Source organism: Ruficoccus sp. ZRK36 (genome assembly GCF_019603315.1).
In the GTDB taxonomy this organism is placed as follows: Bacteria; Verrucomicrobiota; Verrucomicrobiia; order Opitutales; family Cerasicoccaceae; genus Ruficoccus.
In genome coordinates this window covers 1,242,743-1,264,237 of record NZ_CP080649.1, presented here as the reverse complement: position 1 = coordinate 1,264,237, position 21,495 = coordinate 1,242,743, and the positions used below count along the sequence as shown (strand labels likewise).

The window sequence follows — 21,495 nt, the reverse complement described above, 5'->3', positions numbered from 1 at the left end:
TACAAACACCCGAGGCTCATGCTTCGGGTGTTTTTTGTGTCAGCGACCACCGCCGGTGCGCAGCACCTCGTAGTACTCCTCGGACACTGCGGTCAGGAAGCGCGAGGGCTCAAGAATCTGTGGCGGACCACCGGAGGACGTCACCCGCGGGAAGCACAAGTACAGCTCCTCCATGGCGCGCGTGACCGCCACATAGAGCAGACGGCGCTCTTCCTCCACATCGCCCTCCTCGATCGCGCGCTTGAGCGGCAGCAGCCCCTCGGAGAGCCCGAGCACAAAGACCACCGGAAACTCCAGCCCCTTCGATTGGTGGATCGTGGTCAGCTTGACCGTTTCCTCATCGGGGTCGATCCGGCGGTCGCTCGTTTCGGAATTGAGCAGTACGAGTTGCGCCAGCAGCTCGGTCATATCCTCGTACCGGGCCGCAAAGCCGACCAGACTGTCTAGGTCATCCTTACGGCTCTGCCAGTTGTCGTACAGGTTGCGCAGATAGTCCCCGTACCACCCCTCGATAGCGAGGCGCACGATCTCCTGCGGAGTGGCGGCTACACGCGTCTCCGCCGGCTGCTGCTTCTCCGCATGGTCGAAGAGGTCCGGCTCGTCCTTCTCGGGCGGGGCGACGGAGGGCCCACCCATCGCTCGCTCCATGTCGATCAGGGTTTGCGCCAGGTCCTTCCACTCCTCGCGGGCAGCCTCGGGGACTTTCTTTAAAACCGGATCACCGAGCATCGCCCAAACGAGCGAGGTACGCTCTTTTTCCGCGATCTCGTGCGAGAGCTTGAAAAGTTTTTTCGCCGTCACGGTGCCGACCTTCGGCAGAAGCATAGCCATCCTCTCAAAGGCCGCGCTGTCACGAGGATTGGATACAACGCGCAGGTGCGCTACAAGGTCGCGGATGTGCGCCTGCTCGAAGAAACGCACGCCACTGGTGATCGTGTAGGGTACGCCGCGTCGGGAGAGCTCCATCTGCAGGTCCATCGCCTGATAGTGCGCGCGGTAGAGTACGGCCACATCCTTGAGCGAACGCCCCTCCTCGCGCAGCCCCTCCAGACGGCGGATAACGAGGTCCGCCTGCTGCCGCGTATCCATGCAGGGCAGCACATAGGGCCGATCCTTGGAGGGCTGGTGAGCCTGTAGCTCCAGCGGATAGCCGGGGATGGACGGATGGCCGCCCATCATATGGTTGGCAAAGGAGAGGATTTGCGGGCTGGAGCGGTAGTTCGTCTCGATCTTGTAAATCGTGCGCTCGGGAAAGACTTCGGCGAAGTCCTCCATGTTCCCAAACTCAGCCCCGCGCCAGGTGTAGATGCACTGCCAGTTGTCACCCACCGCCATTACATTGCGGCGCTTGGCTGCGAGCAGGTTCACGATACTCCCCTGCAACTTGTTCGTATCCTGAAACTCGTCCACCAGGATGTGCCGGAAGCGCTCCTGATAGTGGTTACGGGCCTCCTCACTGGTCTCCAGCATTTTCAGCCAGTACTCCAGCAAGTCATCGTAATCGAGCGTCTGCTGGCGCAGTTTGCGCTCGGCATAGCCACGCGCAAAGCCCAACAGCGTATCGAGAATATCCTCCAGCCACGGGTAGCGAGTGAGGACGACATTCTCCAGCGGTTGCCGCGTATTACGGGCATAGCTGATCATCTCGGCCACCACGCGAGCCTTGGGGTGGTCCTTGTTCTTGAGAAAGGTACGGTCCCGCTCGCGGATGACGTCTCCCAGTAGCGACTCGGCATCTCCCTGGTCAAGGATGGTAAAACCCTTCTCGATCCCGACCACCTCGCCGTGCATGCGCAGGCTCCGCTGACCGATCGAGTGGAAGGTGCCGCCCCAGAACTTCCAGCGAGGCACGCCGGTCAAGTCCTCGACCCGGCCCAGCATCTCGCGGGCGGCCTTATTGGTAAAGGTCAGCAGCAAGATCTCACCGGGCCACACGCCCTGCTCCAGCAGCCAGGCCACCCGGTAGGTCAGTGTACGCGTCTTGCCAGAACCTGCCCCGGCCAGTACAAGCGCCGGGCCATCTGTCGCCTGCACAGCAGCCAATTGCTGCGGGTTCAACTCACGGGCATAATCGATAGGCGCGAACTGGTCGTTGATGCTGACGCTGGGTCCGGTAAAATCCATATCCCCCACCATGCCACACCTACGCCGCCGGGCCAGTCCTTTTTACGGGTAGCGCAGACAGGCTTACTGCGGCGTGACCGAGAAATCGTCAAACTCGATGCTGCCGTCGCCCGGCAGAACTTCGACCGAGAAGGTGATCTCATCCAAGCCACGTGAGTTTTCAAAGGTCCAGCCGATGCTCTTCCACTCCGTAGACAGGCCCTTATCAACATTCGTATACGTTGAGCCGCCTGCATAGCTGAAGCGCAGGATAAAGCCGCGACCACTGTAGTCATCGCTCACCCGGAAGCGGAGTTTCACCTCGACGGCGCGCACGTTTTTGACATCCAGGTCATCCTGCTCAAATTTCTGCGTATCCTTGGAGTTCAGCCGGACCACGACGTATTTGTTGTCGCCATCCTCGGCGATCTTGCGATCCCCCTTCCAGCCGCTGAGGCCACGGGAGAAGTCGCCGTTGCGCAAGAGGTCGTCACCAGCATGCAAGGCACCGGCGAAACCGAACGTGAAAACAAACAGAAGACAGAGGGCTGTATAACGAGACATAAACTTGTCCTAAGCCAACTTAGACTGTCGCACAAGTACAATCTATCTGCTTATAGCGCCGCGACAGGCTTCAGCGGTGAAAATCCGCCCTGCCAGCCTAACAGATCAGGTCGTGGAAGTCCCGGGTATCGGCCGTGAAGCCACCGGGCAGGCCCTTATTGATCACAGCCACCGCGTCGTGCGAATGCAGCGACTCAAGGTGGGCACAGGTGACCTGAAAGTCCTTGATGCGCGGCTCGGCGTCGAGCTGCTCGTAGAGGAGCCGGGCGGCGTCCTCGACGAACTTCACGTAGGCACCGTTCAGCTCAGCAAAGGCCTGCTCGTCCTCACGCTTGACCATGACCTGGGTCTCGGTCTTGAGGGCTTCGAGGCAGAGCTGCTGGATGTCTTCGATCGGCAGGTCCTGACCTTCACGCACTTCCACACTGACCCGGGCCTTACTGCGCTGGGAGTGCGGGATCGCGTAGATATCGCGGGCTTCACGCGCATGCTCGGAGAGCTCCGAGGAGCACGGGCAGGCCGAGGAGTACACGAAGTCGAAATGGATGAAGCGGCGGTAGCGGTCGAGGTCGTCGATGAAGCCTTCGTAAGCCACCTGATAGTACTGATAGCCCTCCAAACCGCTGCGCAGGCTCTTCTGCACGATCGGGTAGTTGAAGTTCAGCTTCAGGCGCGCACGGCTGCTGTTGATCTCATTCTTATAGCGCAGGAGGATCTCCTCCAGCAGCTCAAGCGAGAAGACGCGGTCCTTAAAATCGTAGAACTCGCGCATGATGCGGGACATATTGATCCCCTTGGCATCGGCGCCGAGCGAGACCGTCCCGGTCACCGAGGTCTCAAGCTCACGCTTCTGGCAGCTCTTGGTGACATAGGTCAGCGGCAAGCGGAAATTGGAGATCCCCACCTGCATGATAGGCACGTTCGCCCCCTGAATCTCCGAGGGGTCACCGTTCTGCATATCGGGCAGCGTCTGGCGGTAGGCGTCCGTCACCTGGAAATCCTTGTCGTAGTGCGCTTTGGGGCGCACCGCAGAAGCGCCTTTGAGGCTGGATGTAACTTCTTCGTTCATCGGCTTATATGTCGAAACAGGCAGTTATACCTTACATCATACCCGCGTGCAACAGCGGAATATGATTTTTGGGCGACCGGCGTTCGACGGTTAAATGCTTGTGAATCAAGGGGTGCAGCAGATATCAGGCCGACCGGAGGGCCTCGATGGCAGAAGCCAGGCTCACGTCCTTGTCGGTGACCTTATCGTCCGCGTCATGGGTACACAGTGCCACCTCGACCCGGTTATAGACATTGAAAAGCTCGGGATGGTGCCCCTGTTTTTCGGCCTCCAGGCCCATCCGGACCACGAACCCCAAGGCCGCGGAGAAATCCTCGAACGTAAAGGTCTTTTGCAGCTTGTCGTCGGCGTGGGTCCAGCCGGGCAGGCCCGCCAGGGCGTCGGCGACGGCGGTGATGCTGAGCGGTTCTGACATAGGGTAAGGTACCGCCGTAAGCCTTGCCTGTCAAATATCGCCCCGGCCACCTGAGCCCAGAATGCCGCCCAAGGGAATGCGATTGGGATTTGCATTCCGGACTCCACCCCCTATATGGTGTGCGCTAATTCCAATCCGAACGGTCACCATCGGTCCTATTCTCCACACGTGCAAGACTCTCCCAGCCAACCCGCTGCCCACGGCCTGAACCACGTCGCCATCATCATGGATGGTAACGGGCGCTGGGCGCGCCAGCGGGGCCTGCCACGGATCGAGGGGCACCGGCGGGGTGTGAGCAATGTTCGCGCCGTGCTCAAGGTCGCCCGCGAGCTCAATATCAAGTACGTCACATTGTTCGCCTTTTCCGTGGAAAACTGGCAACGCCCGGCGGAGGAAATCTCCTCATTGATGGGCCTGCTGGAGTTCTTCCTGGAGCGCAACACCCGCGAACTGGTGAAAAACAAGGTGCGCCTGCGTGTGATTGGCCGCCCGGACGACCTGCCCGAGGGTGTCCGCAAGAAACTCGACCAGGCCCTCGAAGCGACTAAAGACTTTCAGGACTATGTCCTGCAAGTCGCCCTCAACTACGGCTCGCGCACCGAGGTCTTGGACGCCGTCCGTGCCATCTCCGAAGACGCCGCCAAGGGCAAAGTCGACCCGGCCCACCTGGATTGGCCACAGTTTTCCCGCTACCTGTACACGGCGGACATCCCCGACCCGGACCTGCTGATCCGCACCTCGGGTGAGACCCGCATCAGTAACTTTCTGCTCCTGCAGTGCGCCTACTCTGAGATGGTCTTCACGCCGGTCTACTGGCCCGACTTTGACCGCAAGCACTTTATAGAGGCGGTGGAGAACTTCCGCCAGCGCCAGCGCCGCTTCGGCAAGACCGGCGAGCAGATCAAGGCCGCCCCGGCGAGCGAACCTGCCATCAATCGGTGAGGAAGCGCATCGCCAGCACCCTAGGCCTGTGGGCCGTGATTATCGCCGTGCTTGTGCTCTTCGGCGCAGACGGGGGCGTACTCCTGCTCGCTGCGCTGACGGCGCTCACGCAGATTGAGTTTTACCAGCTACTGGAGAAAATGGGCTACCGCCCGCTCAAGGCGCTCGGCGCCGGGCTCGGGCTCGTGCTGGTGCTCGGCAGCTACTACCTTGACGGCCGCCCACTGGACCTGCTGGCCCTGGCCATGATCGTGCTCGCCTTTACGCTGCTGGTCTGGCCCAACATACGCCAAGTCTTTCTCCCCACCCTGTTCGGGCTCATCTACGTGCCCTTCATGCTCCAGTTCTACACCCTGATCATGCATGACTACGGCACAGTAATGGTGCCGATCTGGATCGTCGCGGTGTCGAAGTTCTCCGACGTGGGCGGGCTGCTCGTGGGTATGAAATTCGGCAAGCACAAGCTCTGCCCCCACATCAGCCCGAAGAAGACCATCGAGGGAGCCCTGGGAGGGGTCGCTGTTTCCGCTCTGGTTGGCGTGCTCCTGCTGGCCGGTTTCCCCGACCAACTGCCCGACGGGCTGACCTGGCTCAAGGCCGCCCTCATCGCAGCCATCCTCGGGGACCTGGCTCTGGTCTCGGACCTGATCGAATCCATCCTCAAGCGCCGGGCTGGCGTCAAGGACTCCGGCAGCGCCATTCCGGGCATCGGGGGCATCTTTGACCTGACGGACAGCCTGATCTTGACCGCACCCGCCGGGTACCTCTTATTCAAGTATCTGGTGTAGCCGCTGCACGGCCCACCGGTCCTGATTGACTTTACCGTTCCATGTCCAGTCCCAAAAAGATCGTCCTGCTCGGGGCCACCGGCTCCATTGGTGAAAATACGCTGCGCGTCGTCGCCAAGCACCCGGACAAGCTCGAACTGCTCGCCATCGCAGGTCGCCGCCGCTGGCGCGATCTGGCCCGCATCGCCAAAGAGTTTAACGTCCCCCACGTTGCCATCTACGACGAAGCCGCCTGCACCGAGGCCAAGGCCTCGGGCGAGTTCCCAGCCGAAACGAAGCTTTACTGCGGGCTGGAGGGGCTGATCGCCGTTTCCGTACTGGAAGAGGCCGAGCTGGTCGTCCCCGCCGTGGTTGGCACACTTTCGCTCAAGCCCACCCTGGCCGCCCTCGAAAAAGGCAAGGACATCGCGCTGGCCAGCAAAGAGATCCTCGTGCTCGCGGGCAAGTTTGTCATGGAGACGGCGAAAAAGTCCGGCTCCCGCATGCTCCCGCTCGACAGCGAGCACAACGCCATCTTCCAGTGCCTGCAGGGCGAACGCAAGGTGGACGTGGACCGCCTCATTTTAACCGCTTCGGGCGGTCCCTTCCGGGACTTCACCCGCGAGCAAATGACCACGGTGACCAAGGAAATGGCCCTCAAGCACCCCAACTGGGATATGGGCCCGAAGATCACCATCGACTCCTCCACCATGGCCAACAAGGGCCTGGAGCTGATCGAAGCCCGCTGGCTCTTTGACCTGCCCGCCGACCGCATCGACGTCACCATCCACCCTCAGAGCATCGTCCACTCGATGGTGCAGTACGTGGACGGCTCGATTCTGGCCCAGCTCTGCCCGCCGGTCATGACCTTTGCCATCCAGCACACCCTCCTCTACCCTGAGCGGGCGGTGGGCGTGGACGCCACCCTCGACTTTTCGCAGCTGATGAGCCTCGAATTCCGCCCGCCGGACGAGGTACAGTTCCCCTGCCTGCGTCTGGCCCGTGAAGCCGCCCTGGCTGGCGGGATCGCCACCGGCGCCTTTAATGCCTCGAATGAGGTCGCCGTCGAGGCCTTCGTGGCCGACCGCATCGGCTATCTGGACATCCCGCGCGTCATTGAGCAGACCCTTTCCGCTATCTCTAACCACGACCCGGACAACCTCGACGACCTGCTGGCCGCCGATGCCGAGGCCCGCCGTATCGCCGCCGACAAGGTCGCCACGCTGACCACCAGCCTTGCCCAATAAGCAGCGAACATTTTCGCCCCGGAGCGGTTCTAAGCGTATCCACCTCGCTGTCAGCCGCCCCAGACTGCCCACGCCATCCATCCACACGCCACCCGCTCATGATATTACCCTGCGCTTTGACTTTTTACCGTTCCATCATTCCGTACCTTTGCGGACAACGATAGATTAAACCATGAGTGGCGACGGCAATCTCCTGCAAAACCTCTTCACCAACGCGTGGGGCTGGGTGCTGATTATCCTGTTTTTCAACGGAGCCATCATCATCCACGAGCTCGGGCACTTTCTGGCCGCCAAATGGCGCGGCCTCAAGGTCGAGCGCTTCTCGATCTTCGGGCTGGGGCCGAAAATCTTCGGCTGGCGCGGCAAAGACGGCGTCGAGTACTGCTTCTGCTGGATCCCCTTTGGGGCCTTCGTCGCGCTCCCGCAGCTGGCGGACATGAAAGCCCTCGAAGGCGACAGCGATGACGCCGACACCCTGCCCTCAATCAGCTACGCCGACAAGATGATCGTGGCCTTCGCCGGTCCGTTCTTCAATCTCGTGCTGGCCGTACTGTTAGCCACCGCCGTGTGGGTCGCAGGCACCCCGACCCGCAGCTCCGTTGAGACCAATGTCATCGGCTACGTGACTCCTGAGCTGAGCATCGACGCCGAAACCTCCGTGCCCTCCCCCGCCGCCAAGGCCGGACTGCAGCCCGGTGACCGCATCCTCCAGATCGACGGTGAGCCCGTCACCGACTTTCAGGATATTTCCATGCTGATCGCGACCGGCTCCGGGCGCGATGCCGCCGGGAACCCCCGCGTCAAGCTCCTCATCGACCGCGACGGTGACATCCTTCCCATCGAGGCCTTTCCCGTGCTCTCGACCTACAATGAGCGCTCCGGGCGCGACATCCGCCGCATCGGTATCGCTCCGGCCCAGAACCTGCGCGTAGGCGCGATCATGCCCAACTCTCCCGCCGAGCGGGCGGGCCTCCAGCCCGGCGACATGATCAAGGCCGTGGATGGCGAAAAACTTTATAACCTCCGGAGCCTCAACGATTATATCGACGGCCATGTCGGCGAAACCGTCACCCTCGCCCTCATCCGCGACGGCAAACCGATCACCCTTGAGGTCTCCCCTGCCAGCGTCCCCTGGACCAAACCCCTGGCCCGTCTTGCCCCCATCGACCAGCCCGAGGCCTACGCCGAGTTCATGCCCATGTATGAACCGGGCGAAAGCGGTAACCCCGCCTCCCCCAACACAGAGGCGCGTGTCATCCTTTTCGATGTAGCCGAAAACAGCCCGCTGGCCGATCAGTTCCATCCCGGCGATACGTTGCTGAGCATCGGCAGCACGCCCGTCAACAGCCTCTCATCCCTCATCGCTGCCGCCAATGCTGACGAGCCCGGCCCCGCACTTACATTTAGCCAGGAGGGCAAAGACTACGTATTTCAGGGCATTGATGACTGGCAGGCGTCCCTCGTCGACCCGATCACCATGGCCATGATCGGCTTTTCCCTGCAGGACGACCTCATCATCGCCCACCCCACGCCCCCCGAGCAGTTCGTAGCCAGCCTCCGTATGATCGGCCGCGTACTCGGCAGCCTGGTCAGCCCGCGCTCGGACATCGGCTTCAAGGACCTCAACGGCGCCATCGGCATCGGCCGACTCGTGCACAGCTTTTCCAGCCCGGACATTTTCGAGACCAAGTGGGACGGCTTCCGCGCCGCTCTGGCCTTTGCCGTTATCCTGAACGTCAACCTCGCCCTGCTCAACCTGCTGCCCATCCCCGTCCTCGACGGCGGGCACATGACTATCGCCACCGTCTCGAAGCTGCTTGGCCGCCCCATGCCGCGCAGCCTGATCGAGGCTGCGACCGGGGTCTTCGTCGTGCTGCTCTTCGGGCTCATGGCCTACATCACGCTCTTTGACTCGCTCGACTGGGTCGGCGACGCCGAATCCAAACGCCAGGCCATCCGCAATCAGGCCTACTACATCCCGGTTGCCTTCCCCGAAAAGACCGAGTAGCCTGCCCGTTACAACTTTGCAACAGACCGGGAGAATCACCCCGCAGCATGGGGCTGACACGCCTTTTCGCTTGTTTTCCGGGCTGAGGAAATCTAATTGAGACCACCATGAGACTTTACTGCCAGTCGCGTTTTCAGGCCCTGCGCCGTCCGACCACCGAGGTTAAGATCGGTGCCGTCGGCATCGGCGGAAATAACCCGATCCGGGTCCAGTCGATGACGACCAGCCTGACCCAGGACGTAGACGCCTCCGTCAAGCAATGCATCAAGCTGGCCGAGGCCGGGTGCGAGATCGTGCGCCTGACCGCCCCCAACAAGGCCGCCGCCGAAGCCCTCAAGGACATTCGCGCGCAGTTCAGCGCCGCGGGCTTCGCCGACATCCCGCTGGTCGCCGACATCCACTTCCTGCCCTCCGCCGCGATGGTCGCCATCGAGCACGTGGAGAAGGTCCGCGTCAACCCCGGCAACTACGCCGACAAGAAGAAGTTCGCCGTCAAGGAGTACACCGACGCCGAATACGACAACGAACTTCAGCGCCTGCACGAAGCCTTTACCCCGCTGGTCAAGCGCTCCAAGGAGCTGGGCCGCGTCCTGCGCATCGGCACCAACCACGGCTCCCTCTCCGACCGCATCATGAACCGCTACGGGGACTCCCCGCTGGGCATGGTCGAGAGCGCCCTGGAGTTCATGCGCATCGCCGACGATCATGGATTCCGCGATATCGTCGTCTCCATGAAGGCCAGCAACACCAAGGTCATGATCGAGGCCTACCGCCTCGCTGTCGCCCGCATGGATGAGGCCGGTTTTAATTACCCGCTCCACCTCGGTGTGACCGAGGCCGGGGACGGTGAAGACGCCCGTATCAAGAGCGCCATCGGTATCGGCGCCCTGCTTTACGACGGCCTCGGCGACACCATCCGCGTCTCCCTGACCGAGGACCCTTGGTACGAAGTCCCCGTCGCCCGCGACCTGGCCGACCGCGCCCACGCTCTCTGGGAGCAATCCGCAGCCCATCCGGCAACCGAGCGCGAACCGGAAGCCGTCGATCCCTACCATTACAAGCGCCGCGACATCACCGAGATCAACTTCGGGGCCGAGTGCCCGATCAACACGCTGGAGCCGCCGCGCGTCATCTCGCCCAGCTTCCGTCCGCTTTCCGAGCATACTCAGATCACCAAGGATGTGCTCGCTGCCCATAAGGTCCTCAAGGACGCCCGCATCGAGGGTCTGCTCGTAAAGGTTGAGAGCGATCTCGACCTGATTCACCTGCTGAGTCTGCAAAAGACCCTCGCCCCCGCCATTAAGGTGCTCGTAGCCGAGCTGGGCGACGGCGTTTCCACCGCTGCTCTCGATGCCTTTGACTGGAACGACCGCTGCGGCTGGATGCTCGTCAAACGCTTTGGGGCAGGCGATGCCGATGCGCTCGCTGAGTACCTCACCCTCACGCAGAAGCACGGCCTGTTGCTCGCCGTCGATGCCGACGCCGCTGCCGTCTCCGCCCTGAGCACCCAGCTCGCCGGACAGCCCAACGTCGTCCACACCCTTTCCAGCCACACGGACATTCACGCCGTCGGTGCCTACCGCGCTCTCGGCGACATCCTCCTGAAAAAGGACCTGCGCGGTCCGCTGTGGCTGCGCATGCGCGCGGACTTCGAGATTCTTAAAGAAGAAGGCTTTGGCCGCCAGTTGCTGGAAGCCGCCATGTTCACCGGCCCGTCCTTCGCGGATGGCTTCGGGGACCTCATCAGCGTGGACACCATCGACGACCTGGCCCGCTGCACCGCTCTGTCCTACAACATCCTGCAAGGCGCGCGCATGCGCACCGTCAAGACCGAGTACGTGGCCTGCCCGAGCTGCGGACGCACGCTCTTCGACCTGCAGGAGGTCACCGGCCGCATCAAGGCCCGCACCGGGCACCTCAAGGGAGTGACCATCGCCGTCATGGGCTGCATCGTCAATGGCCCCGGTGAAATGGCTGACGCAGACTTCGGATACGTGGGCGGCGCCCCGGCCAAGATCAACCTCTACGTCGGCAAGGAGTGCGTGAAGGTCAACATCCCCGAGGCCGAAGCCCTCGACCGCCTCGTGGACCTGATCAAGGAACATGGCAAGTGGGTCGAACCCGCCCCCGAAGAAGTCGAAGCCTAAGCGGGTTGCACCCGCTGGCATTGATGGGGCTGCGCCCCATCGCTCACTACGTTCGCTGCCCCGGCAAACGCAGCTGAGATTGGTCATTGTGTGCTTTCCACTGCCAAAGAGCAGAAAGCAGCAGAAGACTTATGCCCCCCTTCGCACCAGTATGTCGCAATTCGCTCGACGCAACGAGTTACCGACATCATAATATATTTCAATGAAGGATCAGGACTTTGAGCCTTTGCGTCTCTACGGTTAAAAAAGATCGTCCTACTGATCACACACCCAGCCGGAGTTTCCCGTTGCCCAAATGCCGACAGCCCTTAATGCTGGGCCGGGTATGTCCACTGAAAAGCGACTCGATGGCCGGCTGCCTGACCAGCTGCGTCCCCTGTCTTTCGAACCGGGGTTCGCGCCCCACGCTACCGGCTCGGTCCTGGCTTGCTACGGCAACACCCGCGTCATCTGCGCGGCCACGCTGGAGAAGCGCGTCCCCGGCTGGATGCGCGAGCAGGGCGTCGAGAGTGGCTGGATCACCGCGGAGTACTCGATGCTCCCCTACTCCACCCATGATCGCAAAAAGCGCGATATCGCCAAGGGCAAGCTCGATGGCCGCTCGGTTGAAATCCAGCGCCTGATCGGCCGCTCCCTGCGCGCTGTGGTGGACCTCTCAAAAATCCCCGGCTACACGCTGTGGATCGACTGCGACGTGCTCCAGGCCGACGGTGGCACCCGCACCGCCTCCATTTCTGGCTCCTACGTCGCCGCGCAGTTGGCCGTCAAGCGTCTGATCGATGACGGCGTGCTCACAGAGAGCCCTTTCCGTGACTCCGTGGCCGCGGTCAGCGTCGGCATTTTCCACGAGTTGGAGATCCTCGACCTGAACTATCCAGAAGACCGGGAGGCCTCGGTGGACTTTAATATTGTCATGACCGGCGCTGGCCAGTACGTAGAAGTGCAGGGCACGGGCGAGGAAGCTACGTTCTCGGCCGACCAACTGGCACGTCTGCTGGAGCTGGGTAAGCACGGCATCGCGCAGATTACCGCCAGACAAGCTGAAGTGCTCGGTTAAGAGTGCTTCTAATACCTGCAATTGCAAAAAAATTGGTTGCCATGCCGGGTCAATCCCCCGTCATGTGTAAACAGCACAGCACACACGACATGAACATTCATGAATATCAGGCCAAGGAACTGTTCACCCAGTACGGCATTCCGGTGCCCGCTGGTAAAGCGGTTCAGAGCGTAGATGAATTCGAGGCAGCGATTGACAGCATCACGGGCGAGAAGATCGTCGTGAAGTCACAGATCCACGCCGGCGGACGCGGCAAAGGTACCTTTACCGACGGGTACAAGGGCGGGGTAAAAGTCCTCGACACCAAGGAAGAAGCCATGGCGGCCGGTAAGGCCATGCTCGGCAACACCCTGGTCACCCACCAGACCGGCCCCAAGGGCCGCGAGGTCAAGACCGTCTACTTCACTGAAGCCAGCAAGATCGGCAAGGAGTTCTACCTCGCCATCCTGCTCGACCGCGAAACCTCGCAACCGGTCTTCATCGCCTCCACCGAGGGCGGCATGGACATCGAGAAGGTCGCAGCTGAAACGCCTGAGAAGATCACGAAGGTTCACGTCGATCCCGCCGGTGGACTCCATCCCTTCCATAAGCGCCAGATCGCCTTTGGCCTTGGGCTCAACACAAAGGAGCAGCTCAAGCAGATGGATAAGATCCTCACCGGCCTGTACAACATGTTCTGGGAAAAGGACTGCTCGCTGGTCGAGATCAACCCGCTGATCACCACGGTTGACGGTGACGTCGAAGCCCTCGACGCCAAGGTCAACTTTGACAGCAACGCCCTTTACCGCCATCCCGACGTCGTCGCCATGCGCGACCTCGGAGAAGAAGACCCCAAGGAAGTCGAAGCTTCCAAGTTCGGACTCAACTACATCGCTCTGGACGGGAACATCGCCTGCCTCGTGAACGGTGCCGGCCTGGCCATGGCCACCATGGACATCATCAAGCACTTTGGCGGCAACCCTGCCAACTTCCTCGACGTAGGCGGTGGTGCTAACGAAGAGCAGGTCACCGAAGCCTTCCGGATCATCCTCAGCGACCCGAATGTCGAAGGCATCCTGGTCAACATCTTCGGCGGCATCATGAGCTGCAAGACCATTGCCCTGGGCATCATCGGCGCGGCCAAGAACGTCGATCTGAACGTGCCCCTGGTCGTCCGCCTCGAAGGCAACGAAGTCGCCGAAGGCAAGAAGCTGCTCGAAGAAAGCGGCCTCAAGCTGACCTCGGGTGACTCGCTCGCCGACGCCGCCAAGAAAATTGTCGAGCAGATCAAGAAGTAAGCCCGGCACCTAACCCACTTTAAACTATTTAAGTCTATTTCGTACAATGAGCGTTCTCGTCGGAAAAGATACGCGGGTGGTTGGCCAGGGCATTACTGGCAAAGCCGGAACCCTGCACGCACTCAATAACATCGCCTACGGCACCAACTACGTGGCTGCGGTCACGCCGGGTAAGGGCGGAACCAAATGGGAAGACAAGCTCCCGATCTTTAACACGGTGCACGACGCCGTCGAAAAGGAAGGCGCCAACACCTCGGTGATCTTCGTCCCGCCGCCCTTCGCTGCGGACGGCATCCTCGAGGCCATCGACGCCGGTATCGAGACCATTATCTGCATCACCGAGGGCATCCCGGTCCGCGACATGACGATCGTCAAGGACGCCCTCAAGAAGAGCAAAGCCCGCCTCATCGGGCCGAACTGCCCCGGCATCATGACCCCCGGCGTCTGCAATATCGGCATCATGCCCGGTTACATTGCCCAGCCCGGTAAGGTCGGCGTCGTCAGCCGCTCCGGTACCCTCACCTACGAGGCCATGTACCAGCTGACCGTACGCGGCCACGGCCAGACCACCTGCATCGGTATCGGTGGCGACCCCGTCAACGGCACCAGCCACACCGACGCGGTCAAGCTCTTCAACGAAGATCCCGAGACCGAAGCCATTATTTTGATCGGTGAAATCGGTGGCAGCGCCGAAGAGGAAGCCGCCGCCTACATCAAAGCCAATGTCAAAAAGCCGGTTGCCGCCTTTATCGCGGGTACAACCGCGCCTCCCGGACGCCGCATGGGCCACGCTGGTGCCATCGTTTCGGGCAGCAGCGGCTCCGCCGATACCAAGATTGCCGCCCTCAAAGATGCCGGCATTGCCGTCTCTCCGACTCCGTCGGAAATTGCAGATACCCTGCTTGAGATTTACAAGGGTTAGTTATACAGTGTCCGTACTGGTGCTTACCACGGTAAGCACCAGTTGATTGGACATCAGTATACACGTAGATAGCCCGTATCTGATTAGATACTGCGAAAATGATATTTTTGTTGAAAATCATTTCCGCAAGTGTAATAGATAAAGGTTTATCAATAAGCACACTGCATATGGCACAAAGAAAACAAAACCACGGGCGTGCGCCCGGTAAAACCCAAATCTCCATCAGCCTTCCGCAAAACTTGGTTGAGCGTATCGACAAGTTGGCGGATGAGGAGAATCGCAATCGATCCAACTTCATTGCGACTCACCTGGAGCGGCTCGCAGACGGCATCGTCGCCAGCGAACCTGCTGCAGACTTCAAGGCTGCAAAGAAGAAATAGCACTCGCTCCGGCGGGTTTATAGCGACAGTCGGTCCGGGCAGGTCGACCAAGCTCACCCAAGCCTGAACCTTCAGGCCACTGCTCATCGGGACCATCGTTTGCGTGCGCGATGGCACCCCAAAAACTGGAGACTAAGCGTTAATCTGGCCACCTGCGCCAATTTCAGGCCTGTATTAACCTTACCTGGGAACCCTGTTTTTACTGGTGGCAGGCGGACGAATTCGTCCGCCTGCTTTTTTGCATTCAACGTAGTATTTTATGCAAACATTTGTACTACGATGCTACTAGATGCCACCACTTTGCACTATTATAGTTAATGACTTTCAATTAACGATAGAGACATAGACCTAAAAAAACCTCCGACCGGGACATAGTGATGTACCCACTAGCAGGTTACTGTTTTAACGGATTAACTAACACCAACGTTGATCACATCCCCCGAAAGCCATCCCGATAAGCCACCCCCTAAGAGTAAGGACACAACTCTATCGTCGGCGGCCGCTTTTCTTTTTACGTGAGGCTGATTTGCGGCGCTTCCCTGAGAAGCCGCCCCTAGCCTCCCCGCTTTTGAGCGCATCGATCTGATCCCGCAGCACGGCGGCGCGCTCGAACTCCAGATTCGCGGCGGCTTCGAGCATCTCGCTTTCCAGCTCGGCCAGTACGATAGCGACATCCTCGTCGCCGCCGGCCTCGGCGACATTGACCGCATCTGCCTCATCGCTTGCCCCCGGCACATGCAGGCTCGCCTGGAGGCCTCGCTTGACTGAGCGCGGCGTGATCCCGTGCTCCGCATTATAGGCCGCCTGCTTCTGACGACGCTTATCGGTCACCTCCAGCGTTCGACGCAGCGAGTCGGTCATCACGTCAGCATAGAGGATCACACGGCCCTTCTCGTGCCGGGCAGCGCGACCAGCTGTCTGAATCAGGCTGGTCTCACTCCGCAGAAAGCCCTCCTTGTCCGCGTCCAGGATCGCCACCAGCGAAACCTCGGGCAGGTCAAGGCCTTCACGCAGGAGGTTCACGCCAACCAGCACGTCGAAGTCTCCTCTGCGCAGATTACGAAGGATCTCCACCCGCTCGATCGCATCGATGTCCGAGTGCAGGTACTCGACGCGCGCCCCAGACTCGCGCAGGTAGGTCGTGAGGTCCTCGGACATGCGCTTGGTCAGCGTCGTCACGAGCACCCGCTCGCCACGCTCGGCAGCGGACTTGACCTCGCCAATAAGGTGCTCGACCTGCCCCTTGATCGGGCGCAGCTCCATGATGGGGTCCAGCAAGCCAGTCGGCCGAATCACCTGCTCAGCGATGACGCTGGAGTGCTCCAGTTCATAGGCCGCCGGGGTGGCCGAGACAAAGATTGTCTGCCCCGTCACCTCCTGAAACTCCTCGCTGCGCAGCGGGCGGTTATCCAGCGCCGAGGGCAGCCGAAAGCCGTACTCGACCAGCCGCTCCTTTCGCGAACGGTCACCCTTGTACATGGCCCCGATCTGCGGCCAGGTGGCGTGGCTCTCGTCGAGCACGAGCAGGAAGTCGTCCGGGAAAAAGTCGATCAGGCACCAGGGGCGTTCGCCGGACTTACGACCGCTCAGGTGGCGCGAATAGTTCTCGATGCCGCTGCAAAAGCCCATCTCCTGTAACAGCTCGATATCATACTCGGTACGCATGCGCAGACGCTGAGCCTCGACCAGTCGCTGGTCCTTCTCCAGCTCGGCAATCCGCCCGTCCAGCTCCTCACGGATGGCCTTGACGGCGGTCTCGAGCTTCCGGCGCGGGGTGATGTACTGGTTGGCCGGATAGAGCTGAAAGTGCTCCATGCGCTCGCCAGTATCGCCGGTGAGCGGGTCAAGCGCCTGGATGGACTCCACCTCGTCCCCCCAGAACTCGATCCGAATCGCGCTCTCCATGTAGGCGGGAAAGACATCCACCACCTCACCACGCACCCGGAAATTTCCCCGCGAGAGCACCACATCGTTGCGCGTGTAGAGGTTCTCCACCAGCCGCTCCAGAAAGCGGTCCCGCCCGAGTTCCTCGCCCACGCGGATCGGGATCATCATCTCCTCAAAGTCTTCCGGTGAGCCCAGCCCATAAATACACGAGACACTGGCCACCACGATCACATCCCGGCGGCTGATCAGCGAGCTGGTGGCCGCGATGCGCAGACGCTCGATCTCGTCGTTGATGGAGGAGTCTTTCTCGATGTACGTGTCGGACGAGGGCACATAGGCCTCGGGCTGGTAGTAGTCGTAGTAGCTGACGAAGTACTCGACCGCATTGTTCGGGAAAAACGCCTTCAGCTCCGAGTACAGCTGCGCCGCCAGCGTCTTGTTATGCGACATGATGAGCGTAGGCCGCTGCACGCGCTCGATCACATTGGCCACGGTAAAGGTCTTCCCCGAGCCAGTGACCCCGAGCAGGGTCTGGTAGGGGTTACCCGCCTGCACCGAGTTCACGAGCTTCTCAATCGCCGCAGGCTGGTCGCCCATCGGCTGGTATTCGGCTGCCAGTTCAAATCGCACGTGAACTACTGTGCAGCCAAGTCCAGCCCGCCGCAAGCACGGGCAGAAATGTTTGTGCAGACAAAGTGCTCTTACCCATCGCTTGTCGCGATCAGCGAGAGACCGGCCAACGGCGTTTTTCTACTTCGCCTTGGCAGCCGCCGAGCAGCAGCCAGCCGGCTGAATGGCCTCGACGGTCTCATAGGCGATCTGACGCAGGGAGGCCGCCTGTTCATCGCTCAGACCATCAGGCTGATAAGTAACCTTACGGGCATCCACTCCGGTGAGGAATTGAAACCATACGAGCGCCCCAAGATACTCCCCAGCGGTGTTGGCGTGATAGCCATCCGTCTTCACAACCCAGCCATCATCAGTCTCTCTCCACATATAGTCTTTGTTGAGCGATTTGCTCATATCAGGCAGGTTGTCCTTGTCCTGCGGGTAAACGAGCCCGTGGTTTTCGGGGTCAAAATCGTTCGGCTTGAGGTCCCACATCTCCGTGGCACGGGCATTCTGAAAGGCCGTCCCCACCGGGATGACGCGCAAGCCGTTCTCGGCTGCGATTTTGGCATAGTTCGCGTGCAACTTTTCATACATGGCGTCCGAATCGATCATCCTCTTCGTGCGGGGGCTGTTCACGCTGTGCGACCAGGTTTCGTGCACGACGATCTCGGCATCCGGGCAGTACTGGCGCACATAGTCGATCAGCTGCTTGGCATAGGGATAAAAGGTCTCTTCCTTGTAGCTCTTGGTGCTGACCTGCTGGATGGAGATGACGTCCCAGTCGGTGTATTGCAGGATTTCCTTCAGGGACTTGTGCGAGCCCATGTACTTCCAGTTAAGCCGGAACACATATTCGTTGCCGGTCTCGGGATCGGCCTCGTGCTCCTGCGCGTGGCGCATGTGGCGATCCAGCGAGCAGCCACCGATAAAGGCCGTGCCGATCTCCGCATTTACACCGTCCACGGATTCGCAAACCTTGCTCAGGAAATGGTGCGCGTTGTTGGTAAAGCTATTGCCGATACCGAGTACCTTGATCGTCTCGGTCTCTGCTCGCAGCGCGGTCGCGAAAAGAAGCAAAAGGGGCACAAAGAGGGTAATTTTCAGCATACGCATCCACAACCAATACCCCTTCCTATCTTTCCCGTACAAGGCTTATCTAGAAAACCTCGTCGCATGATAGCAGATCTTGGCCCTTTGTTTTAGCAAGGCTCATCAAAACTGTGTCACACGACACTTACGACTCTACTGAAGCCAACGTGTCCAGTCGGCCTGAAACTTCGCCAGGTCTTTGGGGGTGATCACGGCAGGCGGCACTGCGTAAACCAACTGCTCGGGCTCTTTGCCGTTGTGGACCTTCTCGATCAACAGCTGCATCCCGAGCTCACCCATCGCGAAGTTGTCCTCTGCGAGCGCAGCCTGCACCTGCCCACTGGCCAGAAAGGGGATGATGTGCGGCGTGGCATCCATCACCACGCAGACTTTTTTTCCCGGCTGCCAGGGCAGCGGCTGCCCGCCGAGCAGGGGCCAGTTTCCAAGGATCAGCCAGCCGCGCAGATTTTGGCCATAGTCCGCCTCTGTCACCTCGCGCAATAACGGATAGGTACTGGCAAAGGTTTCGTCCGTCGCATAGGGCCCATCCACATTCAGCACTTCTGCTTCAGCCAGGACCGCTTTAGCACCGGCGAGACGACGCTCGGCGACAGGATCACCTTGTGTCCCAGCCATCAGGGCCACATTATCGCGCATGTAGCGCATGTTTTTAAGGAAAGTCTCAGCCGCCAGGCGCCCGGCAGCTTCCTCGTCGGTCACGATGGACGCCAGGCGCGTCGAGTCGACATTTGCCCCCACGGTCACAACAGGAATACCGTGCCGACTGAGAAAATCCACCTCGTCGGCCACATCGACACCCTCCCCCACGCTCAACAAAACCCCGTGGTACCCTTCGAGAAAAGCCCGATTGAGAGCTGCCTGTCGCGAGCGCGGCGTGTTATCCACCGGAGAGAGGTTGTCCACCTTGAGCGCGAGGTAGTACTCATCCTCCAGAGCTGGAGACTTGGCCCGCGCTCCCGCCTCAATCGCCTTGGCAGCCGGGGCCTCACCGTCTGCGGAGATGACGGCGATCTTATAGCGCTCCCACACCTCGCGGGGCTTGGCCGCCAGAGTCAACGGCAGCAACACCAGCCCGAGCAGGGCCGGGAGGAAGGAGTAGAGGGCAGAATGTCGGCGGAAATGCATCTGGTCTTTGACAGGCTAGGCGCGATTGCTCAGGATGAACAACACTTTTACTCTATGGACCCCATTGTTTCGGTTTTGTTGTTTCTTTTTGGCGCGCTTGGTGGAGCGGGCCTCATCTGGCTTTTCCTCAAAAAGACCGCTACCGCCGCTGGCGAGACCGAAAAGGCCCTCCTCAACCAGTCGCTGGAGCGCACGGCCGCCGAGCTGGAGCAGGTACGCGCTGAACTCGCCGCCAAGGCCGCCGAAGCCAGCGAGCTTGCCCTGAAATACCGCGAGAGCGAAACCCGCCGCGAAGACGAGGCTACCGCTGCCGCCGAAAAGCTCGCCGTCCTCGACAAGGCCGAGAAGCAACTGCGTGAGGCCTTTCAGGCCCTTTCCTCCGAAGCCCTCCGCAGCAACAACGAGAGCTTCCTCAAACTCGCCAAAGAGTCGCTGGAGAAGTTCCAGCAGGGCGCACAGGGTGACCTGGACAAGCGCCAGGCAGCCATCAACCAGCTCGTTAACCCCGTGCGTGAGTCGCTGGAGAAATTTAACACCCAGATCGGCCAGCTCGAAGAAAAGCGCGTGGCCGCCTACGAAGGCCTGACCCAGCAGGTGCAGGGGCTGCTCGATGCCCAGCGCCACCTCGGCACCGAGACCGGGAACCTCGTGCGTGCCCTGCGCGCCCCACAGGTCCGCGGCCGCTGGGGGGAGATGCAGCTGCGCCGCTGCGTGGAGTTCGCCGGGATGGTCTCGCACTGCGACTTTACCGAGCAGGAAAACGCCACCACCGACGAGGGCCGCATGCTGCGCCCGGACATGATCGTACGCCTGCCCAATGGCCGCCAGATCGTCGTCGATGCCAAGATGACCTTTGACGCCTTCGGGGAAGCCATCCTGACCGAGGACCCCGACCGCCAACGCGACCTTTTAAAAAAGCACGCCCGCCAGGTGCGCGACCAGCTCAAGAAACTGGGCGAAAAGGCCTACTGGCGCCAGTTCGAGCCGACCCCGGAGTTCGTCGTGCTTTTCCTGCCCACCGAGTCGTTTTTCAGCGCCGCGCTGGAGCAGGACAGTGACCTGATCGAGTACGGCAGCGAGCAGCGCGTCATCCTCGCCACCCCCACCACTCTCATCGCCCTGCTGAAGGCCGTCGCCTACGGCTGGCGTCAGGAGGAGATCGCCCGCGAGGCCCGCGCCATCAGCGAGCTGGGCCGCGACCTCTACAGCCGCCTCGGCACGCTGGCCGGATATTTTGATGAGATGCGCCGCGGCCTCGAGCGCGCCAACGACGGCTACAACAAGGCCGTCGCCTCGATGGAAAGCCGCGTCCTCGTCACCGCCCGCAAATTCAAGGACCTGCACGTCTCTACCGACACCGAGATCGCCGAAACCCAGCCGGTCGAGAAAATCCTGCGTGAACCCGCCGCCGACGAGCTACGCTCACCCTCGCAAGAACTTCCCGACACCTCCGAAGACAAAGCCTGAGGCGGCCACGACAGGCATCAGCGCCCCTTTCTCTCTCAGACTATGGACGACGACCCGGTAGAAGTCCCGATCACCGACCAGCTCGACCTGCACACCTTTCGACCGCAGGAGGTGGGTGAACTCCTGCCCGCCTACCTCGAAGCCTGCCGCGAAAAGGGCCTGCTGCGCGTGCGTATCATCCACGGCAAGGGCACCGGTACTCTCCGCGAGACCGTCCACGCCCAACTCCGTAAACTCGACTACGTGGAGAGCTTTCGCCTCGCCGACGAAACCGCCGGCTCCTGGGGTGCGACCTGGGTCGGGCTGGTGCCTGACCGCACTAGTCATTGATGGAGCGATGGGACGGAGCCCCATTAATGCCACCGGGTGCAACCCGGGGCGGGGAGTGGGAGCGCA

18 protein-coding genes are annotated in these 21,495 nt (G+C 60.9%); 11 read left to right on the top strand and 7 right to left on the bottom strand.

Annotated features, from left to right (window positions below):
- Positions 1–39: 39 nt before the first annotated feature.
- From K0V07_RS05535 to K0V07_RS05520, 4 genes are all read right to left on the bottom strand, one after another.
- Positions 40–2,124 (bottom strand): ATP-dependent helicase, encoded by a 2,085-nt coding sequence (locus tag K0V07_RS05535; protein WP_220623542.1) that lies wholly within the window; start codon positions 2,122–2,124, stop codon positions 40–42.
- Positions 2,125–2,187: 63 nt separating this feature from the next.
- Positions 2,188–2,667, bottom strand: coding sequence for a hypothetical protein (locus K0V07_RS05530; protein ID WP_220623541.1), 480 nt, complete (start codon positions 2,665–2,667; stop codon positions 2,188–2,190).
- A 97-nt stretch (positions 2,668–2,764) separates the two neighbouring features.
- A complete protein-coding gene (folE2, locus tag K0V07_RS05525) occupies positions 2,765–3,736 on the bottom strand; it encodes a GTP cyclohydrolase FolE2 (RefSeq protein WP_220623540.1) in 972 nt (323 codons plus the stop codon).
- Positions 3,737–3,860: 124 nt separating this feature from the next.
- The gene (locus K0V07_RS05520; protein ID WP_220623539.1) at positions 3,861–4,151 is read right to left on the bottom strand and encodes a 4a-hydroxytetrahydrobiopterin dehydratase; all 291 of its coding nucleotides are present in this window, start codon (positions 4,149–4,151) and stop codon (positions 3,861–3,863) included.
- Positions 4,152–4,319: 168 nt separating this feature from the next.
- Here K0V07_RS05520 and K0V07_RS05515 point away from each other — a divergent pair, with 168 nt between their 5' ends.
- From K0V07_RS05515 to K0V07_RS05475, 9 genes are all read left to right on the top strand, one after another.
- Positions 4,320–5,093: an isoprenyl transferase gene (locus K0V07_RS05515; protein ID WP_255568161.1), complete on the top strand. Its 774-nt coding sequence runs from the start codon at positions 4,320–4,322 to the stop codon at positions 5,091–5,093.
- Positions 5,090–5,881, top strand: a complete 792-nt coding sequence (locus tag K0V07_RS05510) for a phosphatidate cytidylyltransferase (protein ID WP_220623537.1) — start codon at positions 5,090–5,092, stop codon at positions 5,879–5,881. The genes K0V07_RS05515 and K0V07_RS05510 overlap by 4 nt, the downstream gene beginning before the upstream one ends.
- A gap of 41 nt (positions 5,882–5,922) precedes the next feature.
- Positions 5,923–7,107, top strand: a complete 1,185-nt coding sequence (gene dxr / locus K0V07_RS05505) for a 1-deoxy-D-xylulose-5-phosphate reductoisomerase (RefSeq protein WP_220623536.1) — start codon at positions 5,923–5,925, stop codon at positions 7,105–7,107.
- A gap of 172 nt (positions 7,108–7,279) precedes the next feature.
- Positions 7,280–9,115: a site-2 protease family protein gene (locus K0V07_RS05500; RefSeq protein ID WP_220623535.1), complete on the top strand. Its 1,836-nt coding sequence runs from the start codon at positions 7,280–7,282 to the stop codon at positions 9,113–9,115.
- Positions 9,116–9,222: 107 nt separating this feature from the next.
- Complete coding sequence (gene ispG / locus K0V07_RS05495; RefSeq protein ID WP_220623534.1) at positions 9,223–11,262, top strand: (E)-4-hydroxy-3-methylbut-2-enyl-diphosphate synthase; 2,040 nt, start codon at positions 9,223–9,225, stop codon at positions 11,260–11,262.
- Between the two features lie 325 nt (positions 11,263–11,587).
- Complete coding sequence (gene rph, locus K0V07_RS05490; RefSeq protein WP_220623533.1) at positions 11,588–12,319, top strand: ribonuclease PH; 732 nt, start codon at positions 11,588–11,590, stop codon at positions 12,317–12,319.
- A gap of 89 nt (positions 12,320–12,408) precedes the next feature.
- On the top strand, positions 12,409–13,596 hold the full coding sequence (gene sucC / locus K0V07_RS05485) for an ADP-forming succinate--CoA ligase subunit beta (protein ID WP_220623532.1): 1,188 nt from the start codon (positions 12,409–12,411) through the stop codon (positions 13,594–13,596).
- Between the two features lie 46 nt (positions 13,597–13,642).
- The gene (sucD, locus tag K0V07_RS05480) at positions 13,643–14,518 is read left to right on the top strand and encodes a succinate--CoA ligase subunit alpha (protein WP_220623531.1); all 876 of its coding nucleotides are present in this window, start codon (positions 13,643–13,645) and stop codon (positions 14,516–14,518) included.
- A gap of 110 nt (positions 14,519–14,628) precedes the next feature.
- The gene (locus K0V07_RS05475) at positions 14,629–14,898 is read left to right on the top strand and encodes a ribbon-helix-helix domain-containing protein (protein WP_220623530.1); all 270 of its coding nucleotides are present in this window, start codon (positions 14,629–14,631) and stop codon (positions 14,896–14,898) included.
- Positions 14,899–15,384: 486 nt separating this feature from the next.
- Here the strand turns inward: K0V07_RS05475 and uvrB are convergent, their stop codons facing one another.
- The 3 genes from uvrB to K0V07_RS05460 form a co-directional block, all read right to left on the bottom strand.
- Entirely contained in the window at positions 15,385–17,382 is a 1,998-nt protein-coding gene (gene uvrB, locus K0V07_RS05470; RefSeq protein WP_220624066.1) for an excinuclease ABC subunit UvrB, read from the bottom strand.
- A 153-nt stretch (positions 17,383–17,535) separates the two neighbouring features.
- Positions 17,536–18,504, bottom strand: coding sequence for a DUF4886 domain-containing protein (locus K0V07_RS05465; RefSeq protein ID WP_220623529.1), 969 nt, complete (start codon positions 18,502–18,504; stop codon positions 17,536–17,538).
- A 135-nt stretch (positions 18,505–18,639) separates the two neighbouring features.
- A complete protein-coding gene (locus K0V07_RS05460) occupies positions 18,640–19,632 on the bottom strand; it encodes a substrate-binding domain-containing protein (protein ID WP_220623528.1) in 993 nt (330 codons plus the stop codon).
- A gap of 54 nt (positions 19,633–19,686) precedes the next feature.
- On the opposite strand from K0V07_RS05460, the gene rmuC reads away from it, so the two are divergent.
- Both rmuC and K0V07_RS05450 read left to right on the top strand, forming a co-directional pair.
- Positions 19,687–21,099: a DNA recombination protein RmuC gene (rmuC, locus tag K0V07_RS05455; RefSeq protein WP_220623527.1), complete on the top strand. Its 1,413-nt coding sequence runs from the start codon at positions 19,687–19,689 to the stop codon at positions 21,097–21,099.
- A gap of 42 nt (positions 21,100–21,141) precedes the next feature.
- Entirely contained in the window at positions 21,142–21,429 is a 288-nt protein-coding gene (locus tag K0V07_RS05450; protein ID WP_220623526.1) for a Smr/MutS family protein, read from the top strand.
- Positions 21,430–21,495: the final 66 nt, after the last annotated feature.